General features: G+C 58.2%; 18 protein-coding genes. 12 read left to right on the top strand and 6 right to left on the bottom strand.

The window, feature by feature from the left end:
• Positions 1-2: 2 nt before the first annotated feature.
• Positions 3-731, bottom strand: coding sequence for a TSUP family transporter (locus ACR0L1_RS13025; RefSeq protein ID WP_170773190.1), 729 nt, complete (start codon positions 729-731; stop codon positions 3-5).
• Between the two features lie 106 nt (positions 732-837).
• On the opposite strand from ACR0L1_RS13025, the gene ACR0L1_RS13020 reads away from it, so the two are divergent.
• The gene (locus ACR0L1_RS13020) at positions 838-1,737 is read left to right on the top strand and encodes a LysR family transcriptional regulator (protein ID WP_480859242.1); all 900 of its coding nucleotides are present in this window, start codon (positions 838-840) and stop codon (positions 1,735-1,737) included.
• Here ACR0L1_RS13020 and ACR0L1_RS13015 read toward each other — a convergent pair.
• Positions 1,734-3,902, bottom strand: a complete 2,169-nt coding sequence (locus tag ACR0L1_RS13015) for a CARDB domain-containing protein (protein WP_480859240.1) — start codon at positions 3,900-3,902, stop codon at positions 1,734-1,736. The genes ACR0L1_RS13020 and ACR0L1_RS13015 overlap by 4 nt on opposite strands.
• A gap of 276 nt (positions 3,903-4,178) precedes the next feature.
• Between ACR0L1_RS13015 and ACR0L1_RS13010 the strand changes: the two genes are divergently transcribed.
• Together ACR0L1_RS13010 and ACR0L1_RS13005 are read left to right on the top strand one after the other, a co-directional pair.
• Positions 4,179-6,902, top strand: coding sequence for a response regulator (locus ACR0L1_RS13010; RefSeq protein WP_480859238.1), 2,724 nt, complete (start codon positions 4,179-4,181; stop codon positions 6,900-6,902).
• 3 nt (positions 6,903-6,905) lie between these two features.
• A complete protein-coding gene (locus ACR0L1_RS13005; RefSeq protein WP_480859236.1) occupies positions 6,906-8,519 on the top strand; it encodes an adenylate/guanylate cyclase domain-containing protein in 1,614 nt (537 codons plus the stop codon).
• A gap of 9 nt (positions 8,520-8,528) precedes the next feature.
• On the opposite strand, the gene ACR0L1_RS13000 is transcribed toward ACR0L1_RS13005, so the two are convergent.
• The 3 genes from ACR0L1_RS13000 to ACR0L1_RS12990 form a co-directional block, all read right to left on the bottom strand.
• Complete coding sequence (locus ACR0L1_RS13000) at positions 8,529-8,897, bottom strand: response regulator (protein ID WP_170773197.1); 369 nt, start codon at positions 8,895-8,897, stop codon at positions 8,529-8,531.
• A 177-nt stretch (positions 8,898-9,074) separates the two neighbouring features.
• Complete coding sequence (locus tag ACR0L1_RS12995; protein WP_480859233.1) at positions 9,075-9,956, bottom strand: CobW family GTP-binding protein; 882 nt, start codon at positions 9,954-9,956, stop codon at positions 9,075-9,077.
• A complete protein-coding gene (locus ACR0L1_RS12990) occupies positions 9,953-11,581 on the bottom strand; it encodes an amidohydrolase (RefSeq protein ID WP_480859232.1) in 1,629 nt (542 codons plus the stop codon). Before ACR0L1_RS12990 ends, ACR0L1_RS12995 begins: the two co-directional genes overlap by 4 nt.
• A 99-nt stretch (positions 11,582-11,680) precedes the next feature.
• Between ACR0L1_RS12990 and ACR0L1_RS12985 the strand changes: the two genes are divergently transcribed.
• The 5 genes from ACR0L1_RS12985 (at position 11,681) to ACR0L1_RS12965 (ending at position 17,370) form a co-directional block, all read left to right on the top strand.
• Complete coding sequence (locus ACR0L1_RS12985; RefSeq protein WP_170773203.1) at positions 11,681-12,622, top strand: LysR substrate-binding domain-containing protein; 942 nt, start codon at positions 11,681-11,683, stop codon at positions 12,620-12,622.
• A gap of 240 nt (positions 12,623-12,862) precedes the next feature.
• A complete protein-coding gene (locus ACR0L1_RS12980) occupies positions 12,863-13,861 on the top strand; it encodes a TRAP transporter substrate-binding protein (protein WP_170773205.1) in 999 nt (332 codons plus the stop codon).
• Positions 13,862-13,921: 60 nt separating this feature from the next.
• Positions 13,922-14,461: a TRAP transporter small permease gene (locus ACR0L1_RS12975; RefSeq protein WP_170773207.1), complete on the top strand. Its 540-nt coding sequence runs from the start codon at positions 13,922-13,924 to the stop codon at positions 14,459-14,461.
• The gene (locus ACR0L1_RS12970) at positions 14,458-15,747 is read left to right on the top strand and encodes a TRAP transporter large permease (protein ID WP_170785678.1); all 1,290 of its coding nucleotides are present in this window, start codon (positions 14,458-14,460) and stop codon (positions 15,745-15,747) included. The genes ACR0L1_RS12975 and ACR0L1_RS12970 overlap by 4 nt, the downstream gene beginning before the upstream one ends.
• A 9-nt stretch (positions 15,748-15,756) precedes the next feature.
• Complete coding sequence (locus ACR0L1_RS12965; RefSeq protein ID WP_480503645.1) at positions 15,757-17,370, top strand: N-acyl-D-amino-acid deacylase family protein; 1,614 nt, start codon at positions 15,757-15,759, stop codon at positions 17,368-17,370.
• Positions 17,371-17,379: 9 nt separating this feature from the next.
• On the opposite strand, the gene ACR0L1_RS12960 is transcribed toward ACR0L1_RS12965, so the two are convergent.
• The gene (locus ACR0L1_RS12960; RefSeq protein ID WP_480859229.1) at positions 17,380-18,063 is read right to left on the bottom strand and encodes a DnaA N-terminal domain-containing protein; all 684 of its coding nucleotides are present in this window, start codon (positions 18,061-18,063) and stop codon (positions 17,380-17,382) included.
• Positions 18,064-18,528: 465 nt separating this feature from the next.
• Between ACR0L1_RS12960 and ACR0L1_RS12955 the strand changes: the two genes are divergently transcribed.
• The 4 genes from ACR0L1_RS12955 (at position 18,529) to fabI (ending at position 23,975) form a co-directional block, all read left to right on the top strand.
• Positions 18,529-19,836, top strand: coding sequence for an AAA family ATPase (locus ACR0L1_RS12955; protein WP_170773215.1), 1,308 nt, complete (start codon positions 18,529-18,531; stop codon positions 19,834-19,836).
• Entirely contained in the window at positions 19,833-20,939 is a 1,107-nt protein-coding gene (locus ACR0L1_RS12950) for a ParB/RepB/Spo0J family partition protein (RefSeq protein WP_480859227.1), read from the top strand. The genes ACR0L1_RS12955 and ACR0L1_RS12950 overlap by 4 nt, the downstream gene beginning before the upstream one ends.
• 592 nt (positions 20,940-21,531) lie before the next feature.
• Positions 21,532-22,812, top strand: a complete 1,281-nt coding sequence (locus tag ACR0L1_RS12945) for a TAXI family TRAP transporter solute-binding subunit (protein WP_480503649.1) — start codon at positions 21,532-21,534, stop codon at positions 22,810-22,812.
• Positions 22,813-23,213: 401 nt separating this feature from the next.
• Positions 23,214-23,975, top strand: coding sequence for an enoyl-ACP reductase FabI (fabI, locus tag ACR0L1_RS12940; protein WP_170773221.1), 762 nt, complete (start codon positions 23,214-23,216; stop codon positions 23,973-23,975).
• Positions 23,976-23,981: the final 6 nt, after the last annotated feature.

Below are 23,981 nucleotides of genomic sequence, written 5' to 3'. Positions count from 1 at the left end.
TGTCATCCCATCATCCAGGCCCGTCGAATGAGGGCCACGCAGGCCAGAACCGAGATCACCCGGATCGCCTGCCCAATTACGCGTTGCGGTAACTTCGGGCCAATCAAACGACCCAAAACGCTGCCCAATACCGTCGCGGCGGCAAAAGGCACCAACCACGGCGCACCAGCAAAGGCCGTCCAATCCAGCGCCAAATGCAGCGCAAAGGCGCTGCCATAGGCAACCAGAGCAACGGGTTGCACCAGTTTGCGGGCAGCTTGCGGCGACCGGCCCACCGCCAGCAGACCAAGCACCATCAACGGCCCCGGCGTGGCCGCCCAGACAGTTGCCAGGCCGGACAGACCCGAAATGGTGCGGAATCCTGATGGTCCGATGTTCTGCCCGAATGGGATCAACGAAGTTGCAACCCCAATCAGCAGCAGCGCGGCGGTCAAAAACAGAACCGCGCGTTCGGACAAAAGCGGATAGATCAGCAGCCCCAGCGCGATCCCAGCCAGGCAGGCCAGAACCGCGTCCCGCACAAGCCCCCGGTCGCGCCGCCAGACCTGCGGGTCGGTGGCCACAAGCGACACAAGCGTGTTCAGCATCAACAGAACCGGCACCGCCGTCGCCGTGCCCAGCAACACCATCATCACCGGAGCCACCACGATGCTGAAACCGATCCCGACCCCAACCTGAAGCCCGGCCCCTAAAACGATGGCAATCAGCAAGATCAGCAAATCAGCCGACACGGGGCAAGGTCCTTTCTGCGGTTCGCAGCGATGACCCTAGCGCTCATCTACTATGATGAAAAATCATCTTATTGTATTTATTGATGCTCAAATGTTATCAACTTGCATGCGCATTACCGCCCGCCAGATTGAGCTGTTTCAGATGGCCTACCGCCACAGGTCCACCCGAAAAGCCGCCGACGCCCTGCACATCTCGCAACCTGCAATCAGCCGCGTTGTGGCCGAGCTCGAGGTTGAGATGGGCGTGGCCCTGTTTGACCGCGCCGGACGAAAGTTCGAACCCACCGCCGCGGCGCATAGTTTGCAGCAGGCAGTTCAGAAACACTATCAAGGGCTAGATCGCATCCGCGACACCGCCACCCAGATCGCCCTTGGGACCGGAGGGCATTTGCGCGTGGCAACAGTTCCGGCCGTGGCCGATACGCGGGTGGCCATTGCAGCCGGACGGTTGATGGCCGAGTTTCCGGCCTTGCGCGTGGATGTGGTCGTTCTGAATGAAAGGGCTGGTCTTGCGGCCCTACGAGAAGGACGGGTGGATTGTGCGGTCGTCTCCTCGGACCCCGGAGACCCCAACCTCGCCTGCACCCGCCTGACCGATCTGGACCCGGTCGCAATCGTGCCGCGCACCGATGCGCTGGCCGACAGATCCGAGGTTTCGGCGGCTGATCTGGCGACAAGACCGCTGATAACGCTGACCCCGCACAGCCCATTTCGACGCGCGGTCGAGATGATGTTCGACCGCGCCGGCACATCGTTTCAGGTCCGGGCCGAGGCCGAGACACAGACCGCTCTGGTCCATATGGTGGCGCAAGGGGCCGGGTGCGCCATTGTCGATGCAAATATCCTGCGCAGCTCAGATACCGCGGGCGTTGCGACGTTGCGCCTAACATCGCCCCTAAGCTGGCCGACCCGAATTGCGACCTTGTCCGCGTCACAAGACATCCCCGGCCTGCGCCGGTTCACCGCAGCGGTTCTGGACACCCAAGCACCCGGATCGTCACCCTAGATTCCGATCATAGCGGGCTCGTCTTCGACGACGATAAAGTGGTTCGCATCCAGATCGGCAACATCGACCCCCTCCAGCAACAGGCTGGAATCATCGGCATATTGCAAAAGCGCACCCTCGCTGGTCTGGATTAAATCGACCATGGGGTCGTAGGTGTCCTGGTACCCCACATTGATCACTACGGCGTCAAAGTTGAAGTCGAAATCATCCACCACATCATGACCAAATCCGCTGACCCCGTCCGCTGAGGCATTGCGCGCAACACCAACCATATCGTTACCTTCACCGGTACTGATCGTGTCATTGCCCATATAGCCAGCAATCAAATCGTCCCCGGCGCCGCCCTCAAGGATATCATCCCCGGCACTTCCAAAGATCAGATCGTTGCCTGCGCCAGCTTTGACCGTAGCCGCCGCGCCAGCGGACAGATCAATATGGTCGTCCTGCGCGGTCAATATGAGGGTTTCAAAATTGATGTATTGCGCCTCGGTCGCGCCCTGTTCGACCAGATACTGAGGGTCCTCGGGATCGAAAACGAAATCATAAGCCAATTGCACGCCTTGTGCCCTGCCCGAGAAGTCCAGCGTATCGACCCCGTCGCCACCATCTACCGTGTCCAGCCCGCTCCCGGCAAACGCGATATCGTCGCCGCCCAGCAGATCAACACTATCCCCGCCCGCAGTGCCGACCCAAACGTCATTTCCTTCGGTGCCCACGGCGGACCCTCCGATCAGGGTGACGTCTGCGGTGCCACTATTGTTAGACGAGTCCACCTCATTCTGGGCATCCGCCACCAGAATGACCTGATAGTCCCCGGCGGAAAGACCCGCATCCAAACTGGCCGATCCCGTGAGAGTCGCCGAACCTCCAGCCGTCAGAGTGGCCGAACCGCTCCAGATCACAATATCGTCGCCTGACACAGTACCGTCCGTCGACAGATAGGCCGTGAAGCCCGTATTGATTGCCGGGTCAGAGCCCAAGTTCGAGACGTCAAAGCTGAAATCAAGCTGCCCGCCTGTCGGGCCAGACAAATATCCCTCGGGTCCCAGATCCAGATCCGAGGACGCGGCGATGCTGAGCATTCCCACCGACAGGTCCACCACGGGCGCGGGCGGAGGGGTCAGGGTGACGGTATGCACAATGGTGTTGTTGTCAGGCTGCGTATCGGTCGATCCGTCATCCCATTCGACGACGCTTATCAGGTGATAGGTGCCCGGCGCGAAGCCTTCGGGCAGCCAATGCGTTCCAGTCACATTTGTCGTCATCTCGGGATCGGTGCCGCCAGTGATCACTGAAATACGCTGATCATCTTCGGAAATCGTTGCATCGGTCGAGATATAGGTGGCGACCGTATACCCCGACACATCCATGTTCGAGGCGTCCTGAATGACATAGTCGATCTCGATCCGCGCGCCGCCGTCCAAATCAAGGTCCGATCCGTCGCCAACCGAGGCCGAAAGCAGTTGCAAATCGGTGCTGGGAGCCTCGACTGTGATCTGAACCCACTCTGTCAGGTTGTCGGTCTCATCCTCTTCGGTCAGGGCATCGCCACTGTCCACGCGTACCGCAACCCAATAGGTGCCGGGCTGCAACGCGCCGGGATCAAGCGTGAAGGAAACCGAGTCGCGGCTGCCGGTCGCCAAAGCACCCAGTTGCGCCGTGTCAATTGTGTCGATGATCGCCCCTTCGTCCGGAGCGGTGGCAATCACAAGGTCAACACTGGACGCGGTAGCGTCGATCACACCGTCGGAAGCGATCGAAACGCTCACATCCGTCACCTCACCCGGCGACAGCACGGTGTCCTCGACTTGCACCGCCTGCGCGCTCAGATTGGCAAAACGAGGCAATATCACATCAGAGGCTGTTTGGGTCATATCCGCAAACTCGAACAGCTCGACATCAGACAGGGTGTCTGTCCCCTCGGGTCCCGAAATCTGAATGCGCCCGTCACCCAGCAGCGTGACCTCATAAGCATCGCGCGCATAGGCATAGACCGCCGTGTCGGTCCCGCTGCCACCCAGGATCGTATCATCGCCACCGCCGCCTGTCAGACGGTCGTTACCACCTTTGCCGTCCAGCACCTCATCCGCGCTGGTTCCGGTCAGAGTGTTGTCCCGTTTGTTCCCCGAAATGACATTGCTGCCACCCTTGTTTGGCTTCGGCATCGAAAATCTCCTGCACAAATCACTTTGAGATTTTAGGTGCCAAGGAATTGCGTCAACAATTTGACGTTGTGTGATATGTAGATATGATTAATCTTAGATTGTATTTTGACATGCTAATGTCTGTGCTTTTTGGGCCTTCCCCGGCCCAAACAGTTTCTCTCATTCTCGGAAAACGCCTTGTTTTGTGCATGCATTTCCATTGAACTGCTGAATAGACAGGCGACCAATATGACGGCTTCCCGGTTTTCTGGTCTCGCCACGTGGGAGAGCACATAAATGACCCGATCCGAGATCTTGCAGGTTTTGGCAGATTTGACGGCCCGGTTGCAGGACGCCGACGAACTGACCACACGTCTGCAAGCCGCCGGGTTCAGCGAAGATGAGATCGCGCTGACCCAACAGCTCACCACCCAATGCGCGGGTATTAGCCCCAGCTCCGAAAATGGCGCGGCAGAACAGACGCTGGCCCGTCTGGTGGATGCGATCAACACCATCCCCGAGGGGTTCGCCCTTTACGATGCGGATGACAGGTTGGTGCTGGCCAATCAAACATACCGCCAGATGCTGTATCCGGGCCATGAAGATGTAATAAAACCGGGAATGAAGTTTGAGCAGGTCGTCCGCAAAGCCCTTTCGCTGGGCGTGATACAGGACGCAGCCGGTCGTGAAGAGGAATGGCTGACCAAGCGGCTCAAGCGCCACTTCAACCCTGAAGGCACCCAGATGCAAAGCCGCGCCTCGGGCGGGTGGATCAAGATCAGCGAGCGCAAGACAAGCGACAACGGGATTGTCGCTATCTACAGCGATGTCTCGGACCTGAAGAAGGTCGAGGCCCGTAACGCCGAACTGGCGCAGATCCCCGAGGAAAACCCCAACCCGGTCATGTGCATCAGCAATGACGGGGTGCTGATCTATGCCAACCGCTCCAGCGACCCGCTGCTGGACGCGCTGGACCTAAAAGTCGGCCAGCGGGTCGGCCCCGACTGGCTAAAGCGGGTCGAGACAGGCCTGCGCCAGAACGAACGACAGGATTTCGAATGTCAGGCGGGCGGGATGGTCTATGCCCTGCTGCTCTGGCCCCTGCCCGATGCCAAACATGTCAACCTCTACGGCCGCGATGTCACCCAGTTGAAACAGGCCGAGAACAGGATGCGTGAACTGTCCCGCATCCCCGAGGAAAATCCCAACCCCGTTATGCGCATCAGCGCCGACGGCAAACTGATCTACGCCAACCGCGCCAGTGCGGCGCTGATCTCGGCGCTTCAGCTCAAGGTGGGCGACCGGGTCGGCACCGGATGGCGCAGGCGCGTTGCCAAGGGCTTGCAAGAAGATCAACGCCAGGATTTCGAGTACGAGGCCGGCGGCTTAATTTACGCCCTGCTTCTGTGGCCCGTGCCCGATGGTGGCTATGCCAATATCTACGGGCGCGACATCACCACTCAGAAACAGGTGGAAAGCGAATTGCGCGTAGCCCGTGACATCGCTGAGACGGCGAACAAAACCAAAAGCACCTTCCTCGCCAATATGAGCCACGAGCTGCGCACGCCCCTGAACGCGATCATCGGCTACAGCGAGTTGATGCTGGAAGACGCCATTGACCAGAATGATGAGGCCAACCTCAGCGATCTGACCAAGATCCAATCCGCCGGGAAGCACCTGTTGGCCCTGATCAACGACGTTCTGGACCTGTCCAAGATCGAAGCGGGCAAGATGGAGTTCAATCTGGAATCCTTTGACATCTGCCAGATGGTCATGGATGTGAGCACGACGGTGCAACCTTTGGCCGAGAAAAACGCCAATGCGCTGGAAATCTCGTGTCCCGAGGATATCGGCGAGATGGTATGCGATCTGACCAAGGTCCGGCAGGCCCTGCTGAACCTTCTGTCCAATGCCTGCAAATTTACCGAAGACGCAAAGATCGCTCTGACTGTGCAGCGCACGGATGATCCCGATCTGATCGAATTTGCCGTCACCGATCAGGGCATCGGCATGACACCCGAGCAAGTCGAGAAGGTTTTCGAGGCTTTCACCCAAGCCGATTCCTCGACCACCCGGAATTACGGCGGCACCGGGCTGGGGCTGTCGATCACCAAGGTGTTCTGCGAACAGTTGGGCGGCGATATCGGCTGCACCAGCACACTAGGCGAAGGCTCGACTTTCACTATCCGCCTGCCGGGTGTCTGCCGCGATCCCGCAGCCAATCTGCTGCACGGGCCGGGCTATACCGGGGGCGATCCGAACAGTGATCCGACTGCGCCGCTGATATTGCTGGTCGACGATGATCCTACCGTGCATGATCTGCTTGGGCGGCGTCTGCGCCGCGAAGGATACCGGGTGCTAGCCTCGACCAGGGGTGAGGATGCGCTGGAATTGGCGCGCAAGACCCGGCCTGACGCGATCACGCTGGACGTGTTCATGCCCGAAATCGACGGTTGGGCAGTGCTGTCCAAACTCAAGGACGATCCCGAACTGGCCGAAATTCCGGTGATCATGCTGACCTTCGCTGATGACCGGTCCCGCGGGTTGTCGCTGGGCGCAAGCGAGTATCTGGGCAAGCCGATTGACACGGTCGAATTGCTGAACGCCCTGAAACAGCATTGCTCCGCCCAACCCTCCACCCGCGTACTGGTGGTCGAGGACGAAGCCGCCACGCGCGAGATGATCTGCCGTGTTCTGGGCAAAGAGGGCTGGCAGATTGATCAGGCCATAAACGGGCTGGACGCGCTGAACCAGATGTCGAAATCCACCCCGGATGTGATCCTGCTGGACCTGATGATGCCCGAGATGGACGGGTTCGAATTTCTGGCCGGAATGCGCAAGAATCCCGATTGGGGTGAAATCCCCGTCATCGTGGTGACTGCGAAAACCCTGTCGAACGAAGACCGCGCGCGGCTGAATGGCTCGGTCCAGACGCTGATCAGCAAGGACGGGGACGAGGTTGAAACCATCTTGTCCCAGTTAAACGCCATCCTGCCCAACGCGCGAACTGGGAACCGTTAGATCATGCGCCCCGAGCCCGACAATGAAACCCAGCGCGCCAAGGCGGCGTGGCTGGCCAATCTGCGCCAGAGCCTGATCTCACCGGTTAGCGCCATCGTGGGGTTTAGCGAGTTGCTTCAATCCGAGGTCGACCGACAGGCGCTGTCGGACGTGGCCTCGGATCTCGACCGGATATCGAAGGCCACCGCCGATCTGAACACACAGGTGGATCAGCTTTTGCACCCCGAAACGGCGATGAAACTGACCGTAGGCGGCGATGAAAGCGTGCAGCGTTTGCGCCACGACCTGCGCACGCCCATGAACGCAATCAAAGGCTACAGTGAAATGCTGCTGGAGGATCTGGACGATCTGGATGCAAGCCACCTTCAGGGTGACCTGGTGGGCCTTTTGGACCATACCGACGCGCTTTTGCAGCAAATCGACCATCTTGCCGCTCTGTCCGATGATCCGGCAGGCAATTCGGCGGACATCCCCGACGCGCCGCAGGACACTGCCGCGATGTTCGCCAACTTGGCCGACAGCATGCGCTCGATCGACCCGATTGCCGAGACCGAGCTTTTAACCGGCAACATCCTTGTGGTCGATGACGTCGAGGCCAACCGGGCGCTGCTGGCCCGACGGCTTCAGCGCGATGGTCATCAGGTCTGGACCGCCGTTGGCGGTTATTCGGCGCTGCAAATGGTGTCCATGCAACCCTTCGATCTGGTCCTGTTGGACCTGATGATGCCTGACATCAACGGGTTTGACGTGCTGGCCCGATTGAAAGAGGATGACGCCCTGCACGACATACCGGTCATCATGATCTCGGCACTGGACGAAATAGAAAGCGTCGCCCGCTGTATCGAAGCCGGGGCCGAGGATTATCTGCCCAAACCCTTCAACCCGGTGCTGCTACAAGCGCGCATCAACGCGGCGCTGGAAAAGAAACGCTGGCGCGTGCGCGAACGTCACTATCTGGATCAGATGGAGGCAGAAAAGCAGAAGTACAAAGACCTTCTGCACAGCATCCTACCCCAGAAAATCGTGACGCGCCTGAACCAAGGCGAAGCGACCATCGCCGACCGACACAGCGATGTCACGGTCCTGTTTTCCGACATCGTGGGCTTTACCGAGATGTCGGCCAAACTGCCCCCGGCCCATGTGGTGTCTTACCTGAACCGCATCTTCTCGGGCTTTGACCGGACCGCGACGGAACTGGGCGTCGAGAAGATCAAGACTATCGGAGATGCCTATATGGTCGCCGCCGGTGTCCCGGATCACCGCGATGACCACGCCGAGGTGATTGTCGAGATGGCCCACAGGATGCTGGCGCAGGTCGAGGCGCTGAATCGCGAGGTCGATCATCCAATGCATATCAGGATCGGCATCCACAGCGGGCCGGTGGTTGCGGGCATTATCGGCTCGCACCGGTTTCTCTATGACATCTGGGGCGACACGGTGAATGTCGCCAGCCGTCTGGAATCAACCGGTGCACCCGGTCAGGTGCAGGTGTCCGAAGACACCGCGTGGCGGATCGCACACAGGTTTCAAGTCTCGGACCCGATCGAGACCCGCATCAAGGGCAAGGGTCAGGTCAGAACGCACTTCGTCACGGGGCGCAAACCGCCAGCGAAATAGCCGGACTTGTCAGGAGGCAGGCACCAGCTTGTCCATTTTTTCCAGCAGTCGGCTTAGCTCGACCGGTTTGGTGTCGAAATCATCGCACCCGGCCTCCAGCGCCTTTTCCCGGTCGCTGGCCATAGCATGCGCCGTCAAGGCAACAACCGGAATCGCCGCCGTCTCTGGCGTGGCCTTGATGCGGCGCGTCGCTTCCCAGCCGTCGATCTCGGGCAAGCTCATATCCATCAGGATGATGTCAGGGTTTTCCGAACCCGCCATCGACACACCCTCTAACCCGTCTTTTGCAACCACGACCTCATAGCCCTTGCGCTGCAAACGGCGCGACAGCATATCGCGGTTCATCTCGTTGTCTTCCACCAAAAGAACTTTAGTCAAAATTTCCCCCCGCGCAGCCGCGCTTTTTGACTGTGAATGATGCCGGCCAGGCACAAAGCCCCCGTTCAGTCGCCTCCCCTGCGGCTCAACCACCCTAACCTTGCCGGTGACTGCATTGTCTCATCAATTTATTTTCGTGCAACGGGTATTTCGGAGGAGATATTCAATCCTTTGCGACTATTGCTTTCGCAACGCGGATTTCGTCCACCAAAGGTCACATGCCTTCGCTGATAATTTGGTCGCCAGACCGATCCCGACCAACTGGCTTTGCGCCGGTTGTTCGATATCGCCAATGTCAATGTCGCGCCCGGCCACCTGCACCAAAAGACCCGACCCATCCAAGCCCCTCAACTGCCCTTTGACCCGGAATAGCCCCTCGGGGCGGGCACGCAGGGCGGCTTGCAACGCCGCCCGGTCAACAGGATCCGGGCCGGTGAACGACCATTTGGTATAGGCCGGGTGCGGAGTCTGCGGCAGATCAATCGGACCCTGCGGCGCGATCAGCACTTGTGTGATGTCCAGATCCTGCGTCCGGGTCAGCACCGCTGTGGTATTCAGGCCCGACAGGGTTTGTCGCAACGCAGGGGACGGGTCACATTTGCTGACGGCAATAATATCGCCGCAGGCGATCTGCCCTAGAACCTGAGGCGCAATCAAAGGATCAGCGCACAGCGCCTGCACCTGCTGACCGTCCACAACCGTCACGATCCCTGCATAGTCCAGATCAGGCTCCGCCTGCGCCACGTTTGCAATCCGCGCGGGGTCGGCGATGCCGCTGGCCTCGATGATCAGATGATCGGGCCTTGGGCGACGGTCCAGCACATCGCCAACCGCCAGAAACAGATCAGCGCCCATGGTGCAGCACACACAGCCATTGGCCAGCTCTATCGTGTCCTCTTTGGCCGAAACCAGCAGGTCGGCATCAATGTTGATCGCACCAAAATCATTGACCAGCACAAGAATGCGCAACCCGTGATCGCCTGACAGAATCCGGTTGATCAGCGTTGTCTTGCCCGCTCCCAGATACCCTCCGATCACCGTCATGGGCAGCGGCGTCATAGCCGATGCACCTCACCGCCCAGCACCGTGCCCAAGACGGTAATATCCTTCAACGCGTCCGGATCCACTGCGGTCGGGTCCGCGTCCAACAGTACGAAATCAGCGCGCTTTCCGGTTTGGATCGAGCCGATCTCGGCATCCATTTTCAACGTCTGCGCCGCGCCCAGAGTGATGGCATAAAGCGCCTCCTCGACCGAGATACACTGCGCCGGGCCCAACGTCTGGCCGCTCATGGTGCGGCGGTTCACGGCGCACCACGCGGTAAACAGCGGCCCCATAGGCGTCACCGGCGCATCCGAGTGAATGGCGGTGATCACCCCCGCATCCAGACAATCACGCACCGCATCCATCGACTGCGCCCGATCCGGGCCGATGGTCAGAGCCGTGTGCTGATCGCCGAAATACCACAGGTGATTGGCGAAGATGTTGCAGGCAACGCCCAGCTCAGCCGCGCGGCGAAACAGGGCGACATCCATCATCTGGCAATGCTGCAACACGTGGCGCGCACCCGGCCACGGATGTTTGCGCGCCGCCGCCTCCAACGCGTCCAGCGTCACCTCGGCCGCCTCATCCCCGTTGACATGAATATGCATTTGCAGCCCTTGGCGCTGCATCTCTTCGCACAGCTGGAAAATCTGGTCGGGCGCGGTGTTCCACAGCCCGTTCGGCTGCCCGCCCACGTAACCCGGCGCCCGCACACGCGCTGTCCACCCCTGAATGGACCCATCCGTCATCAGCTTAACCGCGCCTAGCCGCAGCTTCTCGGTCGAGCGGTCACGCATCGCCCGCGCCTGTGCCGCAATCTCGGCCGGGGTGCCGCCCATCGCCCCCAGCGCAGGGACAAGACGCACGGGGAAATCCGACCGCGCAGTCGCAGCGGCCAAACGCGCGACATCCTCATCGCCCAGCGTGGCAAACAGATCGGTCACGGTGGTGACGCCCGCGCGCTTGCAGACCTCACCATAAGACCGCAGCGACGCATCGGTCTGCGTCAGGTCGCGAAAGTCGATCCCCGTCCGGCGCATGACTGGAAACATCGCGGCCATTTCCTGCAACTCTCCGGTCGGCTGACCGTCCGACCCCTTGATGACGCCCTCGACATTGGTGGCAGCGTCATAGCCCGCCAGCGCAAGCGCTGCGCTGTTGCCGCAGAGCAGGTGAAAATTCGAAAAGATGATAACGATGGGACGCGTGGTGCTGACTTGATCCAGATGGTGGCGGCTGAGCCGCTCCGAGGTCAGGAAAATCGGATCGAACCCCCAGCCGATCAGCGGCTGATCCAAAGCCAGGGTCGCCTCGAACTCTGACAGCCGCGCAATTACCTGATCAATCTGCGTCATACCGTTGTGCATCTGACCCTGCGGGTCGATCCGGTCGTGATAGCCGCAATAGGCATAGTCCCACATGGCCCCAGCCATCATATGCGCATGGCCTTCGACAAAACCCGGCATCAACACCGTGTCAGACAGATCGACATGGGCCTCGGCCCCGCCCCACGGGTCTGCGCAATCCGGTCCGCCTACCGCCAGAACCCGCCCGTCGCGCACCGCCACATGGCCGGCGCGCGGCTGGTTTCTGTCCATCGTGACCACGGATTTCGCATGGAAAAGAAGCGTTTTGCCCATGTCCCCCTCCTCTCGGGTCTCCTACAGCTAGCCAAGCTTGGTCACTTGGAAAAATAGAATTAGTATCAGAGTATCACACAAAAAATACAGGAATTACCCGTGCGCTTTACCCTCAAACAGCTTCAGTATTTCGATGCGGCCCTGCGCACCGGTTCGATCGCGCGGGCCTCGGTCGAGATGAATATCTCGCAATCCTCGATCACGGCCGCCATCGACATGATCGAAAGCACGACCCAGGCCGAACTGTTGCGGCGGATGCCTGCCAAAGGCATTGTCCCCACCGACAAAGGCATCGAGATCGGTGCTCGTATCCGCACCTTTCTGGAACAGGCACGCATCTTCGAATCCGATCTGCTGACCCTAACCGGAGATCCAGCTGGCACTCTGCGTCTGGGCTGCTATGCCCCCACCGCGCCTTATGTTCTGCCACCGATCCTCAAGCGCATTTCGCAGGATTTCCCCCAGATCAGGGTCGAGATTAAAGAGGGCGACATGCTCAGCATTGCCGAAATGCTCAACAGCGGCGTGGTCGATCTGGCCCTGACCTACCGTCGCGCCGCGCCCAAGGCGCAGCCCTTCTTGCCCATGTTCAAGGCGGCACCAATTGCGATGATCCCCGATGTCTCTCCCTTGGCCCAAAAGGACCAGGTGGCGCTGTCCGATCTGGCCGACCTGCCGATGATCCTGCTGGATCTGCCTGGCGCCCCGGATTATTTCGAGGCACTGTTCACCACCGAAGGGCTGCGCCCGCGTATTGCCCACACCACCAAAAGCTCCTCGGTTCTGCGCGGGATGGTCGCGGCGGATCTGGGCTATGCCATTCTGAACATCTGCGGGCCGCTGGACCGCAAAGGTCAGAACGGCTATGTCGCGCGGCCGATTTCAGGGGATCAGGATGCGCCTTTTTACGGGGTAGCCTATACCGGCGCGGGCAAACGCTCGGCCCTGGTGCGCAAGGTGCTGGAAACCTGCCGCGAGATCTCGGATCAGGGCGGGTTTGATCACCTCCTGACGCAGCCTACGCCGTACGCGGCGCAATAAACCCAAAAAATGCAATAATACCCCCAGAAAACAACTGTTTTCTGCATCAATGAGGATTGGGTAGCGTTTCCCTGTCCCACTCACAGATCCGAGGGATCAGGCTTTAGCTGCCTGACACTCTTTGGCGCGCTGGGATTTGCAGAATTCTACCGCCCCGTAATAGGCTTACGGAATATCAACAAAATCGGGGCGGCAAACGGCAAGATCAAACAACAAGAACGCACCAACCAGGAGGACTTCATGAAACTTTGGAACTTGAAAACGGTGACGATGCCGGTACTGGCACTCGCACTCTCCGCCACATCCGCACTGGCCGCTGACATCACGATGAATGTCGGCTTTGGCGCGCCAGAGGAATCGCTCTATGGCCGGTTCGGCAAGATTTTTCAGGAAAAAGTGGCCGAGCACTCGGACGGTGCAATCGAAGTCAAACTGCGCTGCTGCAACCAGATCTCCAGCGAGGACGAGGCGTTCAAGGCCATGCAGCTTGGCACGGTTGATGGGTTCTTTATCACCGCCAACAATGTGTCACCCCATTGGCCGCTGATGGATGTCACGGTGCTGCCCTATATCTTCCAGAACGCCGAACATCTGGACCGGGTGCTGAACGGCGAAGTCGGACAGCAGATGAAAGATCAGTTGCAAGCCGATACCAGCGTCCACCTGCTGGCCTTTGGTCCGGCGCTTTATCGGGATTTCTACAACTCTGTTCGCCCCGTGAACACCATGGCGGATATGGAAGGTCTGAAAATCCGCGTCCCCAAGAACGAGGTGATGATTGCCACCTTCGAAGCCTTTGGCGCAAACCCAGTGCCGCTTGCGTGGTCCGAGACCCCCACCGCGCTGCAAACTGGCACCGTGGATGGTGGCGACAACGGAACATCCTTCATTCGCGACATGAAGTTCTTCGAGTTCGAGCCGCATCTGGTCATCCTCGAGCATTTCGTGGCCTTCGCACCTCTGTTCGCGTCGGACAATTTCATGAAGAAGTTGAACGATGAACAGCGTGCCCAGATCATGGCCGCCGCTGCCGAGGCCGGGGCCGAATTTGCCGCTCAGGTCGCGACCGAAACCGAAGAGGTCCGCCAGTGGCTGGTTGACGAAGGCGGCATGGCCCGCACCGACCCGGATCGCACTGACTTTATTGCCGCGGCCCAAGGCGTGCAGCAGGAGTTCGCGGAAAAACGCGGTGATGATTTCATCGCCTTGGTGAACGCCATTCAGGCCGCCGCCCAATAAAAAAAACCGGGGCGCCACAAGGCGCCCTTTTTTCGGCCCGGCAAGCGGACGAGGGACAAAATGGCTGCACTCAAGTGGCTCGAACGGCATTTCGAGGAACTGATCTGCTGCACCTGTTTGGCGGTGATCGCCGTGGCAGTCTTTGCGCAGGTGGTGGCGCGCTACGTGTTTCAGGTGGCGCTGCACTGGACCGAGGAAACCGCCGCCATGTGCATGGTCTGGGCGGTCTATATGGGCGCATCGCTATGTGTGCGCGAGCGGTTCCACATCCGCATTATGGTCGCGGTACAGGCGCTACCCACCGGCTTCGGCAAGATCGTCATCTTCATCGCAGATATCTTCTGGGCCTTCTTCTGCCTCTTCATGCTGCGGATCAGTTGGGATTATCTGACCGTCTTCTGGCGCTTTCCCGAAACCAGCCCCAGTTTGGGCATCAACCAATTCTACCCCCAAACCATTCTGGTGATCGGCTATGGGCTGATGCTGATCCGCCTGGCGCAGACCTATGTCAATTGGTGGCGCGACGGGCGCAACGGCCTGCCCGGAATGCTGGATGAGGAATGGGAAGCGACCTCGAAGGATCAGGAGCATCAGATATGAGCGCCTTGATGATCCTGGCCATCGCCTTTGTGGTGCTAACCGTCATGGGCGTGCCACTCTTTGTGTCGGTCGGTCTGACCACGGCGCTGGCGCTGTATCTAATCGACATCCCCTATACCCTGATGGCGCAGACCGGCTATGGCAGCCTGACTCCCTTCCCGCTGCTGACCATTCCACTGTTTGTGCTGGCCGGGCGATTGATGGAAGTGGGCGGCATGGCCACCCGCATGATTTCGATCGCGACCAATCTGGTGGGGGCCTATCGCGGGTCAATGGGGCTGGTGACAGTGTTTGCCTGCATGTTATTTGCCGCACTTTCGGGCTCAGGCCCTGCCACCACGGCGGCGATCGGGTCTGTAACCGTACCCGCCATGAAACGCGAAGGCTATGACGTGCCCTTCGCCGCCGCCATCACCGCCAGCGCAGGCGCATTGGGCAGTCTTATCCCTCCCTCGAACCTGCTGATCATTTACGGACTGGTGTCTGAAACCTCGATCCCGCGCCTGTTTCTGGCGGGGCTCATTCCCGGCGTCATGGTCACGATCCTGCTGATGATCACCACCTATATCGTCGCCCGCCGGCGCGGATATGGCGGCGACGGCGAGCGGTTCTCATGGGGTCCTTTCCTGCGCGCGGCTTGGGACGGAAAATGGTCCATCGGCGCGCCGGTTCTGATCCTTGGCGGCATCTATGGCGGGGCCTTCACTCCGACTGAGGCCGCCGGCGTGGCCGTGTTCTATTCGCTATTCGTGGGCTTCTTCATCTATCGCGAACTGACCCTGAAAAAGCTGATCGAAGCGCTGCGCTTTACCTCGCTGCTGACCGGCATCCTGATCCTGCTGACGCCCACGCTGGCCTTCGGGCAACTGACCGCGTTCTATGACGTGCCCACGGCCGTGCAAGACGGCATCACCTCGATCACCGAGAACAAATTCCTCGTCCTGCTGCTGATCGGCGTGTTCTACATCTTCATCGGCACTTTCATGGAGTCGCTGGCTCAGATCGTCCTCTTCACCGCTGTGTTCCTGCCTTTGGTCAGCTCTCTGGGCGTTGATCCGGTGATGTTCGGTATCTTCACCGTCATCACTTGCGAAATCGGGTTCCTGACACCTCCCCTTGGCGCCAACCTGACGGTTGCGGCGCGGATCTCCGGGATATCCATCGAACGCATATCCGTCGCCGTCCTGCCGTTCATCCTCGCCTATATCATCGGCATGGTGATCCTGATATTCTTCCCCGACCTCACCACCTTCCTGCCCGACTGGCTGTACGGAGAAGCGAAATAGGAGGCACCCATGTTCGATCTTGTTCTCAAAGGCGGCACCATTGTCGATGGTACGGGACAGGACGGCTATTTGGGCGACGTGGCAGTCACAGGCGAGACCATCAGCGCCGTCCTGCCCGCCGGTGAGTTGACCGGGCAGAAGTCCGCGCAAGAGATCGACGTCTCGGGCCTGGTCGTCGCGCCGGGTTTCATCGACATGCACACTCATTCCGATTTCACGCTGATCGCTGATGGACGCGCGGAAAGTCAGGTGCATCAGGGCGTTACGACCGAGGTGATCGGCCAATGTGGTATCAGCTGCGCGCCCGTTAACAGCCCAGGCGATATCAGCCGCGTGGCCCCGTGGTACACCGATCAGGCCAAGCATGACACGTGGCTGGGTTTCGGCGACTATTTGGATGTGCTGGATCGCACCGAACTCGGCGTGAATGTCATGGCCTTTGTCGGCCACGGCACCGTGCATCGCGCGGTTCTGGGCGATCAGCTTCATCCGGGCGAGGCCGAAGACGTCACCGAAATGGCCCGGTTGGTCGATCAATGCCTGGACGAAGGCGCAGGTGGGTTCTCCTCGGGTCTGGAATATTTCCCCGGCAGCCTCGCCTCGCCGGAACATCTGGTGCCGATGTGTGAGGTCGCGGCCAAATACAAACGCCTCTACGCCACCCATGTGCGCAACCGCGATACGCATTACGATCTGGGCTTTGCCGAAGCTATCGCCACGGCACGCCAATCCGGCTCCAAGCTGCAGATCAGCCATATCCAGCCCAAATTCGGCGCGCCGGACTATGCCATGGACCACACACTGGAAATGATCGACCTGGCTCGCCGCCACGACGTGGACATCGCCTTTGACGTAATCCCGCATGACTGGAACCATACCCTCATGGCGGCGATCCTGCCGAAATGGGCGCAGGCAGGGTCCGTGGACGATGTGCTTGCGCGACTGGCCGACCCTGAATCCCGTGCGCGGATCAAGGCCAACCCCCAACCCATGTGGTTGATCGTCAAGGCTGAGAAATGGTCGGACATCGTCTTGCTGAACGCCACCGTCAACAAGGACATCGTCGGCGCCGACTTCGCCGAGATCGGCCGAATGCGGAATTGCCACCCCTATGACGCAGTGCTCGATATCCTGATGGAGGAAGGCGAGAACCTGATGGCCTGCATGTGGTCGTCCAAATCCTTCCGCAACTCGGATGTGGAACTCTGTCTGGAACAACCCGAATGCGCCGTGATCTCGGACACTGTCGCTATCGCCAATGAGGGCGTCCTGAAGGACCACATTGGCTCGCTATCGGGTTACGGCTGGGCCGCTCGGTTCCTGCAATACTACGTGCGGGACAAGTCGACGCTGTCTCTGGAACAGGGGGTGGCCAAGCTGACCTCGATCCCCGCCAATCGGTTGGGGCTCAAGAACCGCGGGGTTTTGGCCGCAGGGCAACAGGCCGATATCTGCGTGTTCGATCAGGTCAATATTGCCAGCAACGCAACCGCGAAACACCCCCGCCGCTATGCCTCGGGCATTGCACATGTGCTCGTGAACGGGGCATTGGCGATGCGGAACGGCCTGCGCACATCCAGCAATTCCGGTCAGGTTCTGCGTGATTTCAGTGCTTCTGGTTAACCCTCCTGTCTAGCCGCTGGATTCGATCCGCACTTTTCTGATCTCGGGCGCGATGCGGCTATAGGCGGCCAGCAGACGCTCGGACCAGTTGCGATGGATATAGTCCGCCTCGAACCGCGAGGGGGCGACAAGGGTAACGGTCCCCCCTGCCCTCTCGGCCTCGATCAAATGGCGAAACCAGCTGGCCCAAAGCTCGGGATCGCGCCCGTGCAAAATGGCCTGAACCTGCGTCCAGATATCTCCATCGCTTTCCTCGGGCGCCGGAGGTTTCACTTTAAACGGCACCACATTTGTGCTGGGCTCGGGCGAGTCTGACATCCGCGCGACAAAATCCGCGCCAATCGTCGGCCAAACCTCGGACGTGTCGATCAACACCTGTTTGAGGTCCAGCTCATACACCGCCACCCTGCCCCGCGCGGCGGGGCGTTTGACCGCAATCCAACCCATAGACCGCAGCTTGGACATCTCACGTTTGACTGTGCGTTCATTCACCGACCATAGCCGCGCAATCTCTTCCCGCCCGATCGACAACTCATTCGCGCGCCAGTTATACCGCGAGGTGATCAACGCAATGATGCGTAGAATACTGCGCTGCCGATGCTTGTCGCCTGACAAAGCGTGCACCGTCATCGCGGATAGGATATCATATTTTATGGCGGGCGCGTTTAGCCCAACCGGTTTTGCAACCTGCATTCCAATCTTACCGCTCTGTCTGCCTCGGGCGGAGTTTCCACCCCTGTTGCGCTGTTTGCCAACGCTTTTCGTCTTGATGCCCTGATTAGCGTCCAAAGCGACGATTCTGTCAAGAGAAGTTTGATTTGACCCGGTTTTTCAGCAACTCAAATCCAATTTCAAAAAAGAAAAATGGTGAAGTATTGGTGATGGGGGACATTCTGGTTGTCCCCTTAAGTGGCATATTTGTCCCCCCAAATCGACCGATAGAGAGTCTAACGCCCCCCTAAATATAGCGTCCTGCCCTATTTTCCAGAGGCACTGCGAATCACCGCGATTCGGGTCCTGAAGGACGTTGATTTCCCTTGTTTATGTTACCCATGGGTAAGATCGTGATCTGAGTATATTTTCTTTTGCTTAAAGTGCAAATAGGGCGTAAATAGTGAAATCATAAAAAATAGCGTCCATAATAGTGAGACCCGAGGCATGTATACGCACGAAGACCTGAACGCATTGCGGAACCAGTCCCTTAAGTTGCAGGGCTGGATTCGGCAGCAAACCTTTAGTCCTGAGATGGAGAAGACTCTTCGTCGTTTTTCCAGCTGGGAAGTGTCCGAGCTGATCTTTCGCATTAACCAGTCGACCTTTCGGGGCAAGCTGGCTGCGGATCCCTCGCTGCCGGGTGGTGAGGTGGAACCAGACGGCCGGCAACGCTGGTTCAGCCTGGAAGAGGTGAATGAGCTCCGCCGGCGGCTCAAGGTGAACCGCAAATCTCTTATGCCGCCCCGCCCCGTTGGTAAGCGCGCGATACGTGCGGCGGTGGCAAACTTCAAAGGCGGCGCTGGTAAGTCGACCGTTGCGCTTCACTTGGCTCATGCGGCGGCGCTGGATGGCTACCGCGTGTTGGTGGTGGATTTCGATCCGCAAGCCACTTTAAGCCATTCCATGGGCCTGACCGATGTGGCCGAAGATTTCACGGTCTGGGGTATTATGGCCCGCGATCTGATCCGCGAAACCGAGCGTATGAACAACCGCCCCGTCGCTGCTGAATCAGGCACCGCCCTGCCCCGCCGCGAATTGCCGCCGTCGATCACGGATATGGGCCTGGGCGATCTTCGGATTGGGGATTTCATCAAGCAAAGCTCGTGGTCGACCATTGACGTTGTCCCCTCCTGCGCCAACGCCGCCTTTGTCGAGTTCGCCTCGGCCCAGTATCGTCACTTGAACCCAGAGTGGTCATTCTTCGCGGCCGTGTCGCGTTATCTGGATCAGATCCCCGATGATGCCTATGACCTGATCCTGTTCGATTGCCCGCCTGCGATTGGGTATCAATCCATGAACGCGGTGTTCGCGGCAGACATGCTCTATATTCCCTCAGGGCCCGGCTATTGGGAATACGACTCGACAACCTCTTTCATTGGCCAGCTGGCCGAAGCGCTGGAAGACCTTGCCTACGGTTTCGACAAGACCTTACCCACGGGTAAGATTGGCTTGCCCAAGACATTCTGTGAAATGCGCTTTCTGCTGACCCGGTACGAGCCGGGCAACGCGTTGCATTCGGCTATGTTCGAAGCGTTCAAGAAAGTGTTTGGCGAACATGTGGCCGAGCATCCGGTTGAAATGACCCGTGCGGTCGAACAGTCCGGCCGATTTCTGAGTTCGGTCTATGAAATGGACTACCGCGAAATGACGCGCGAGACATGGCGCCGGGCGCGGTCTACATTCGATAACGTGTACGAGGAATTCCGGGGCGTGATGCTTTCGGCCTGGGACCAGTTGGAGGATGACGCATGAGCCGCAAACGCAGAATGTTCGACATCGACATGCCATCCATGGAGGATATCCCGGTTGGCAAAGTTCCTGACAAGGTCTTGGAAAAACGCCGCGGCCCGATGGCCGCCGCGATCTCGGAAAACGCCGAAGCGTTGCGCGGGCAACAATCGACAGAGGACACCATACGCGCCGAAAACGATCGCCTGGCCCATGAGCTTGTTCGTCTGCGGTCCGAAGGTCTGGTGACTGAGCATGTACTTCTGGCTGATGTGGTAACTGAAAAGCTGACCCGGGATCGCAAGGACGGCCCGGATCCTGAATTGGACGAGTTGAAGGATTCGATCCGCGAAATCGGATTGTCGAACCCAATCCGGTTGGAGCGTCGGGCTGATGGTCGGTACGAGCTCATTCAAGGGATGCGGAGATTGTCTGCCTATCGAGCTCTGTATCAGGAAACCGGCAATGAAGTGTATGCGGCTATCCCGGCGGGCATTTCGGAAGGCGCGGATCTGAATGACAGCTACCGTCGCATGATAGATGAAAACCTGATCCGCAAGGATATCTCATTTGCGGAAATGGGTGCATTGGCGCGGGCCTTTGCCGAGAACCCTGCGAATGAATGCCCGGACGTGGACAAGGCCGTTGCGCTTTTGTTCAAGTCCGCCAGCTATACCAAACGCAGCTATATCCGATCTTTCGCCAGCCTGCTGATGATGCTGGACAAGGTGCTGATGCATCCTAACGATATTCCGCGCAATGTCGGCGTTGAGCTGAAACGTAAGTTGGATGCCGATCCCGGTTTGGCGCGTCATGTGAGCACCAGTTTGATGAACGAACCGGATCGCGACGGCGCGCGTGAAGTTGCTATTCTCCGCTCGTTTTTAGAGCCGACAGCTGACAACCCCAAGAAAGTGCCAGGTGCAAGCGGTGGAAAGACGCGGCGAGCGAAGACTACGTTTCAAGTTTCGGGCAGGGCAGGGGTGGCGAAGTGCTCGGCCTCAAGCGGGCGAATTGAACTGCGCTATAATCTGGACTTCACACGGGTGAACCGTGCCAAGCTAGAGCAAGCGATCGCCTCATTGCTGGACGAGTTGCAGGAAGACGACGACCTTACCCACGGGTAAGATCAGCAACATGCTAACAAACAGAAACGCCGGGCTAGTGTCTGGCGTTTTTCGTGCGCCATTTTTAGGGCGGGTTTTCCCATAAGCTGTTTTGGACTTGATGGTAGTTGGCAGAGAAGCTTGTGGCCGAGCTCAGGCATATGATGCGAGCTTGGGATTGGATGCTTGGAACGCAATGACTGGGTCTGTCTACAAAGGAGGGGTTCGTGGACCCAGTAAGCACAGCGGTCGGTAGGGCAACGGTGCAACATGTAAGGGTAGGGGGGACTGCAGGAGGTGGACACAAGGGGATGTATTGGAGTCAAATCCTTATTTAGTAGGCTTGAATGCCGCTTTGGCTGTCTAGTTCGTGACGAGGATAGATTATGTGCTCAATCATGTAGTGCGCAAAAAGTCTTTATTATGATCATTACAAGACTGGTTGGCTGACGCAAAACACAAACTCGATCAGGAGTATCAGGTGCATACTAATGGGTCTTGACGCTCATAAGAGCTACGAGTGCCAATCGCTGGGATCAGTTTCTCGTTGGCAAAAAGATTGCTATCAAATGAGAACGACTTAACGGTTCCGATCATCCGAATGTGGGAATAAATGCGCTTAGCTCTTTTCATTCTCTTTCCGATTATGTTTGTCGGTTTGGTTGTTTTTCTGATCTTTGGTTTGAAACCGCCCAACAATATTAAGCTGGCTGCTGGCATAAACGGCGGCGGATACTGGCAAGTTGGACAACTCTATAAAGCGGAACTTGCACGTGACGGCATTCAGGTAATTCTGGTTGAAACCGAGGGGTCCGTTGAGAACATTCAAAAACTTGTTTCCGGCGAAGTGGACGCCGCTTTTGTTCAAGGCGGTCTCGAACTACCCCAGGACGAAAACTTACAGTCCCTGGGTGCCATTTTTCTTGAACCCATGGTGGTGTTCCGTGGAACGTCTAGTTCAGTTGGGGCCAATGCAGGCGAATGGGGAGACATACGTTTAGCAGCAGGAACCAAGGCGTCTGGTACTCGCGCCGCTGCTTTATCGCTAATTGAGGCCGCAGGTTTGCAAAATGTCGGCATAACCCTAGTCGATGCCGGGGGAAACGATGCAATAGAGGCGTTGTATTCCAACGATGCGGATGCAGCGTTGTTTGTCGCACCCCTCGATGCGCCTTATCTTATGGACGCAATTTTTGATCCAGAAATCGTTTTCGTTCCCATGGCTTTGGTCGATGCTCTGGCATTGAAACTTTCAGGCGCAAATTCGGTAACTGTACCGGCAGGATCAATCACACTGGACCCTCCGAGGCCGCCGGAGGATGTCAAAATCTTAGCGTTGAGGGCTTCACTTATCGCCGCTTCCGATCTTCATCCTGCAGTAACCGATAGGTTGGTGAATGCAGCGAAGAACATTCATAGCGAAGCCACTATTTTGCAAAGTGCGCGCGAGTATCCAAACACAGCTTCACCGCCTGTGCCACTAAACAAAATTGCGACAGAACTCATAAATTCTGGGCCAAACTTTTTGCATGGCGTCTTGCCATATTGGATCGCAGCGCAATTTGGCAGTGTATTGCTGTTGTTATTGCCTTTGTTGTTCTTAGTTCCTTTTCTGCGGATCGTCCCGTCTGGCTACGTTTGGTTTCAAAAGCGTAGGGTCTGGCGTTTTTACCAGCGCATCGCTGCGCTTGAGGAAGAACTCAGCAAGGCACAGACTTTGGCTGGGGTGGAAGAAGTCGCCAATAAATTCGAAGAAGTGGACACCGCACTTGCAAATCTGAACCTGCCGCTCGCATATCGCCAAGGCGCATATGATGCACGTTTGCACATAGACCTAATTCGACAGGAGATTGCGCGCCGTCGAAACGCGAAATTGATGGGCCCTCAGCAATAGCAGGCAATGCGCTAAAGTTTCTTTTTGATTTGAGCTTTCGATACGGTCTTGCGCTTTAGTTAGTGCGGATATGGTTGCTTTGGGCTCACAGCTAGTACCCGAGCAAACGCGGCAATCCAGGAAAACCCCTTCGCACTCCGCTGAGGTACAGAGCCGAAGTTTAGAGCGTCGTTTCCGTTTGATTTCATCTCAACACTCGTGGCCGGACAAGGCAGGGGCGTATACTATCGTCTACTGCGCGAATTGCTGAAACGGAAAAAGCCCGGACATAATTCGCCCGTTTTTGAGCAAACTGGTGCGTGTTCATCGTTCTGTGACGCAGCGTAGGCAGAATTGCACCGCAATCGTCTTTCCCGAATCGAGGAAAAGGCGCTATGCTGCACTGCAGAAAAAGGCATGCTATGTTTCGATTGGACGGATACAAAGCAGTTGTTATCGGTGTCGCAAACGATCAGTCGATTGCGTGGGGATGCGCGCGTGCGCTTCATGCACAAGGCGCAGAGATCGCGCTGACTTATGTAAACGAAAAGGCCAAACCATACGTCGTCCCGCTGGCTGAAGAGGTTGATGCAAAAATCTGTCTGCCGCTGGATGTGCGGGATGCAGACCAGACAAACGCCTTGTTTGATGCAATTCGGGCGCAATGGGGCCGGATTGACACTCTTGTGCATTCTATTGCCTTTGCGCCACGCGATGATCTGCACGGAAGGGTTATCGATACCTCGGCCGAAGGGTTTGGGGTGGCCATGGATATTTCTGTTCATTCGTTTCTGCGCATGATCCGCATGGCCGAACCGCTGATGGCGCGTGGCGGAACATGTATGACGGTCTCGTTTCTTGGGGCGACTCGGGTTGTTGAAAACTACAATATCATGGGGCCGGTGAAGGCCGCTTTGGAAGCCTCGGTGCGCTATGCCGCTGCAGAACTGGGGACCAAAGGCATTTCGGTGCACGCTCTGTCGCCTGGCCCTCTGAAAACCCGCGCGGCCACCGGGCTGTCCGATTTTGATGCACTGCTGAGCGCCGCTGCCGAGCGTGCACCCACCCATCAGTTGGCGACCATCGAAGATGTCGGTGCCTATGCCGCGTTTCTTGCAAGCCGCGAGGCGTTCAACGTGACTGGCGGCGTACACCCCATCGACGGTGGGTACAGCATCGTCTGAGGAAGG

The organism is Ruegeria sp. J8 (genome assembly GCF_056531925.1).
The sequence above is the reverse complement of the archived record's forward strand: the minus strand, read 5'-3'. Positions and strand labels throughout refer to the sequence as shown.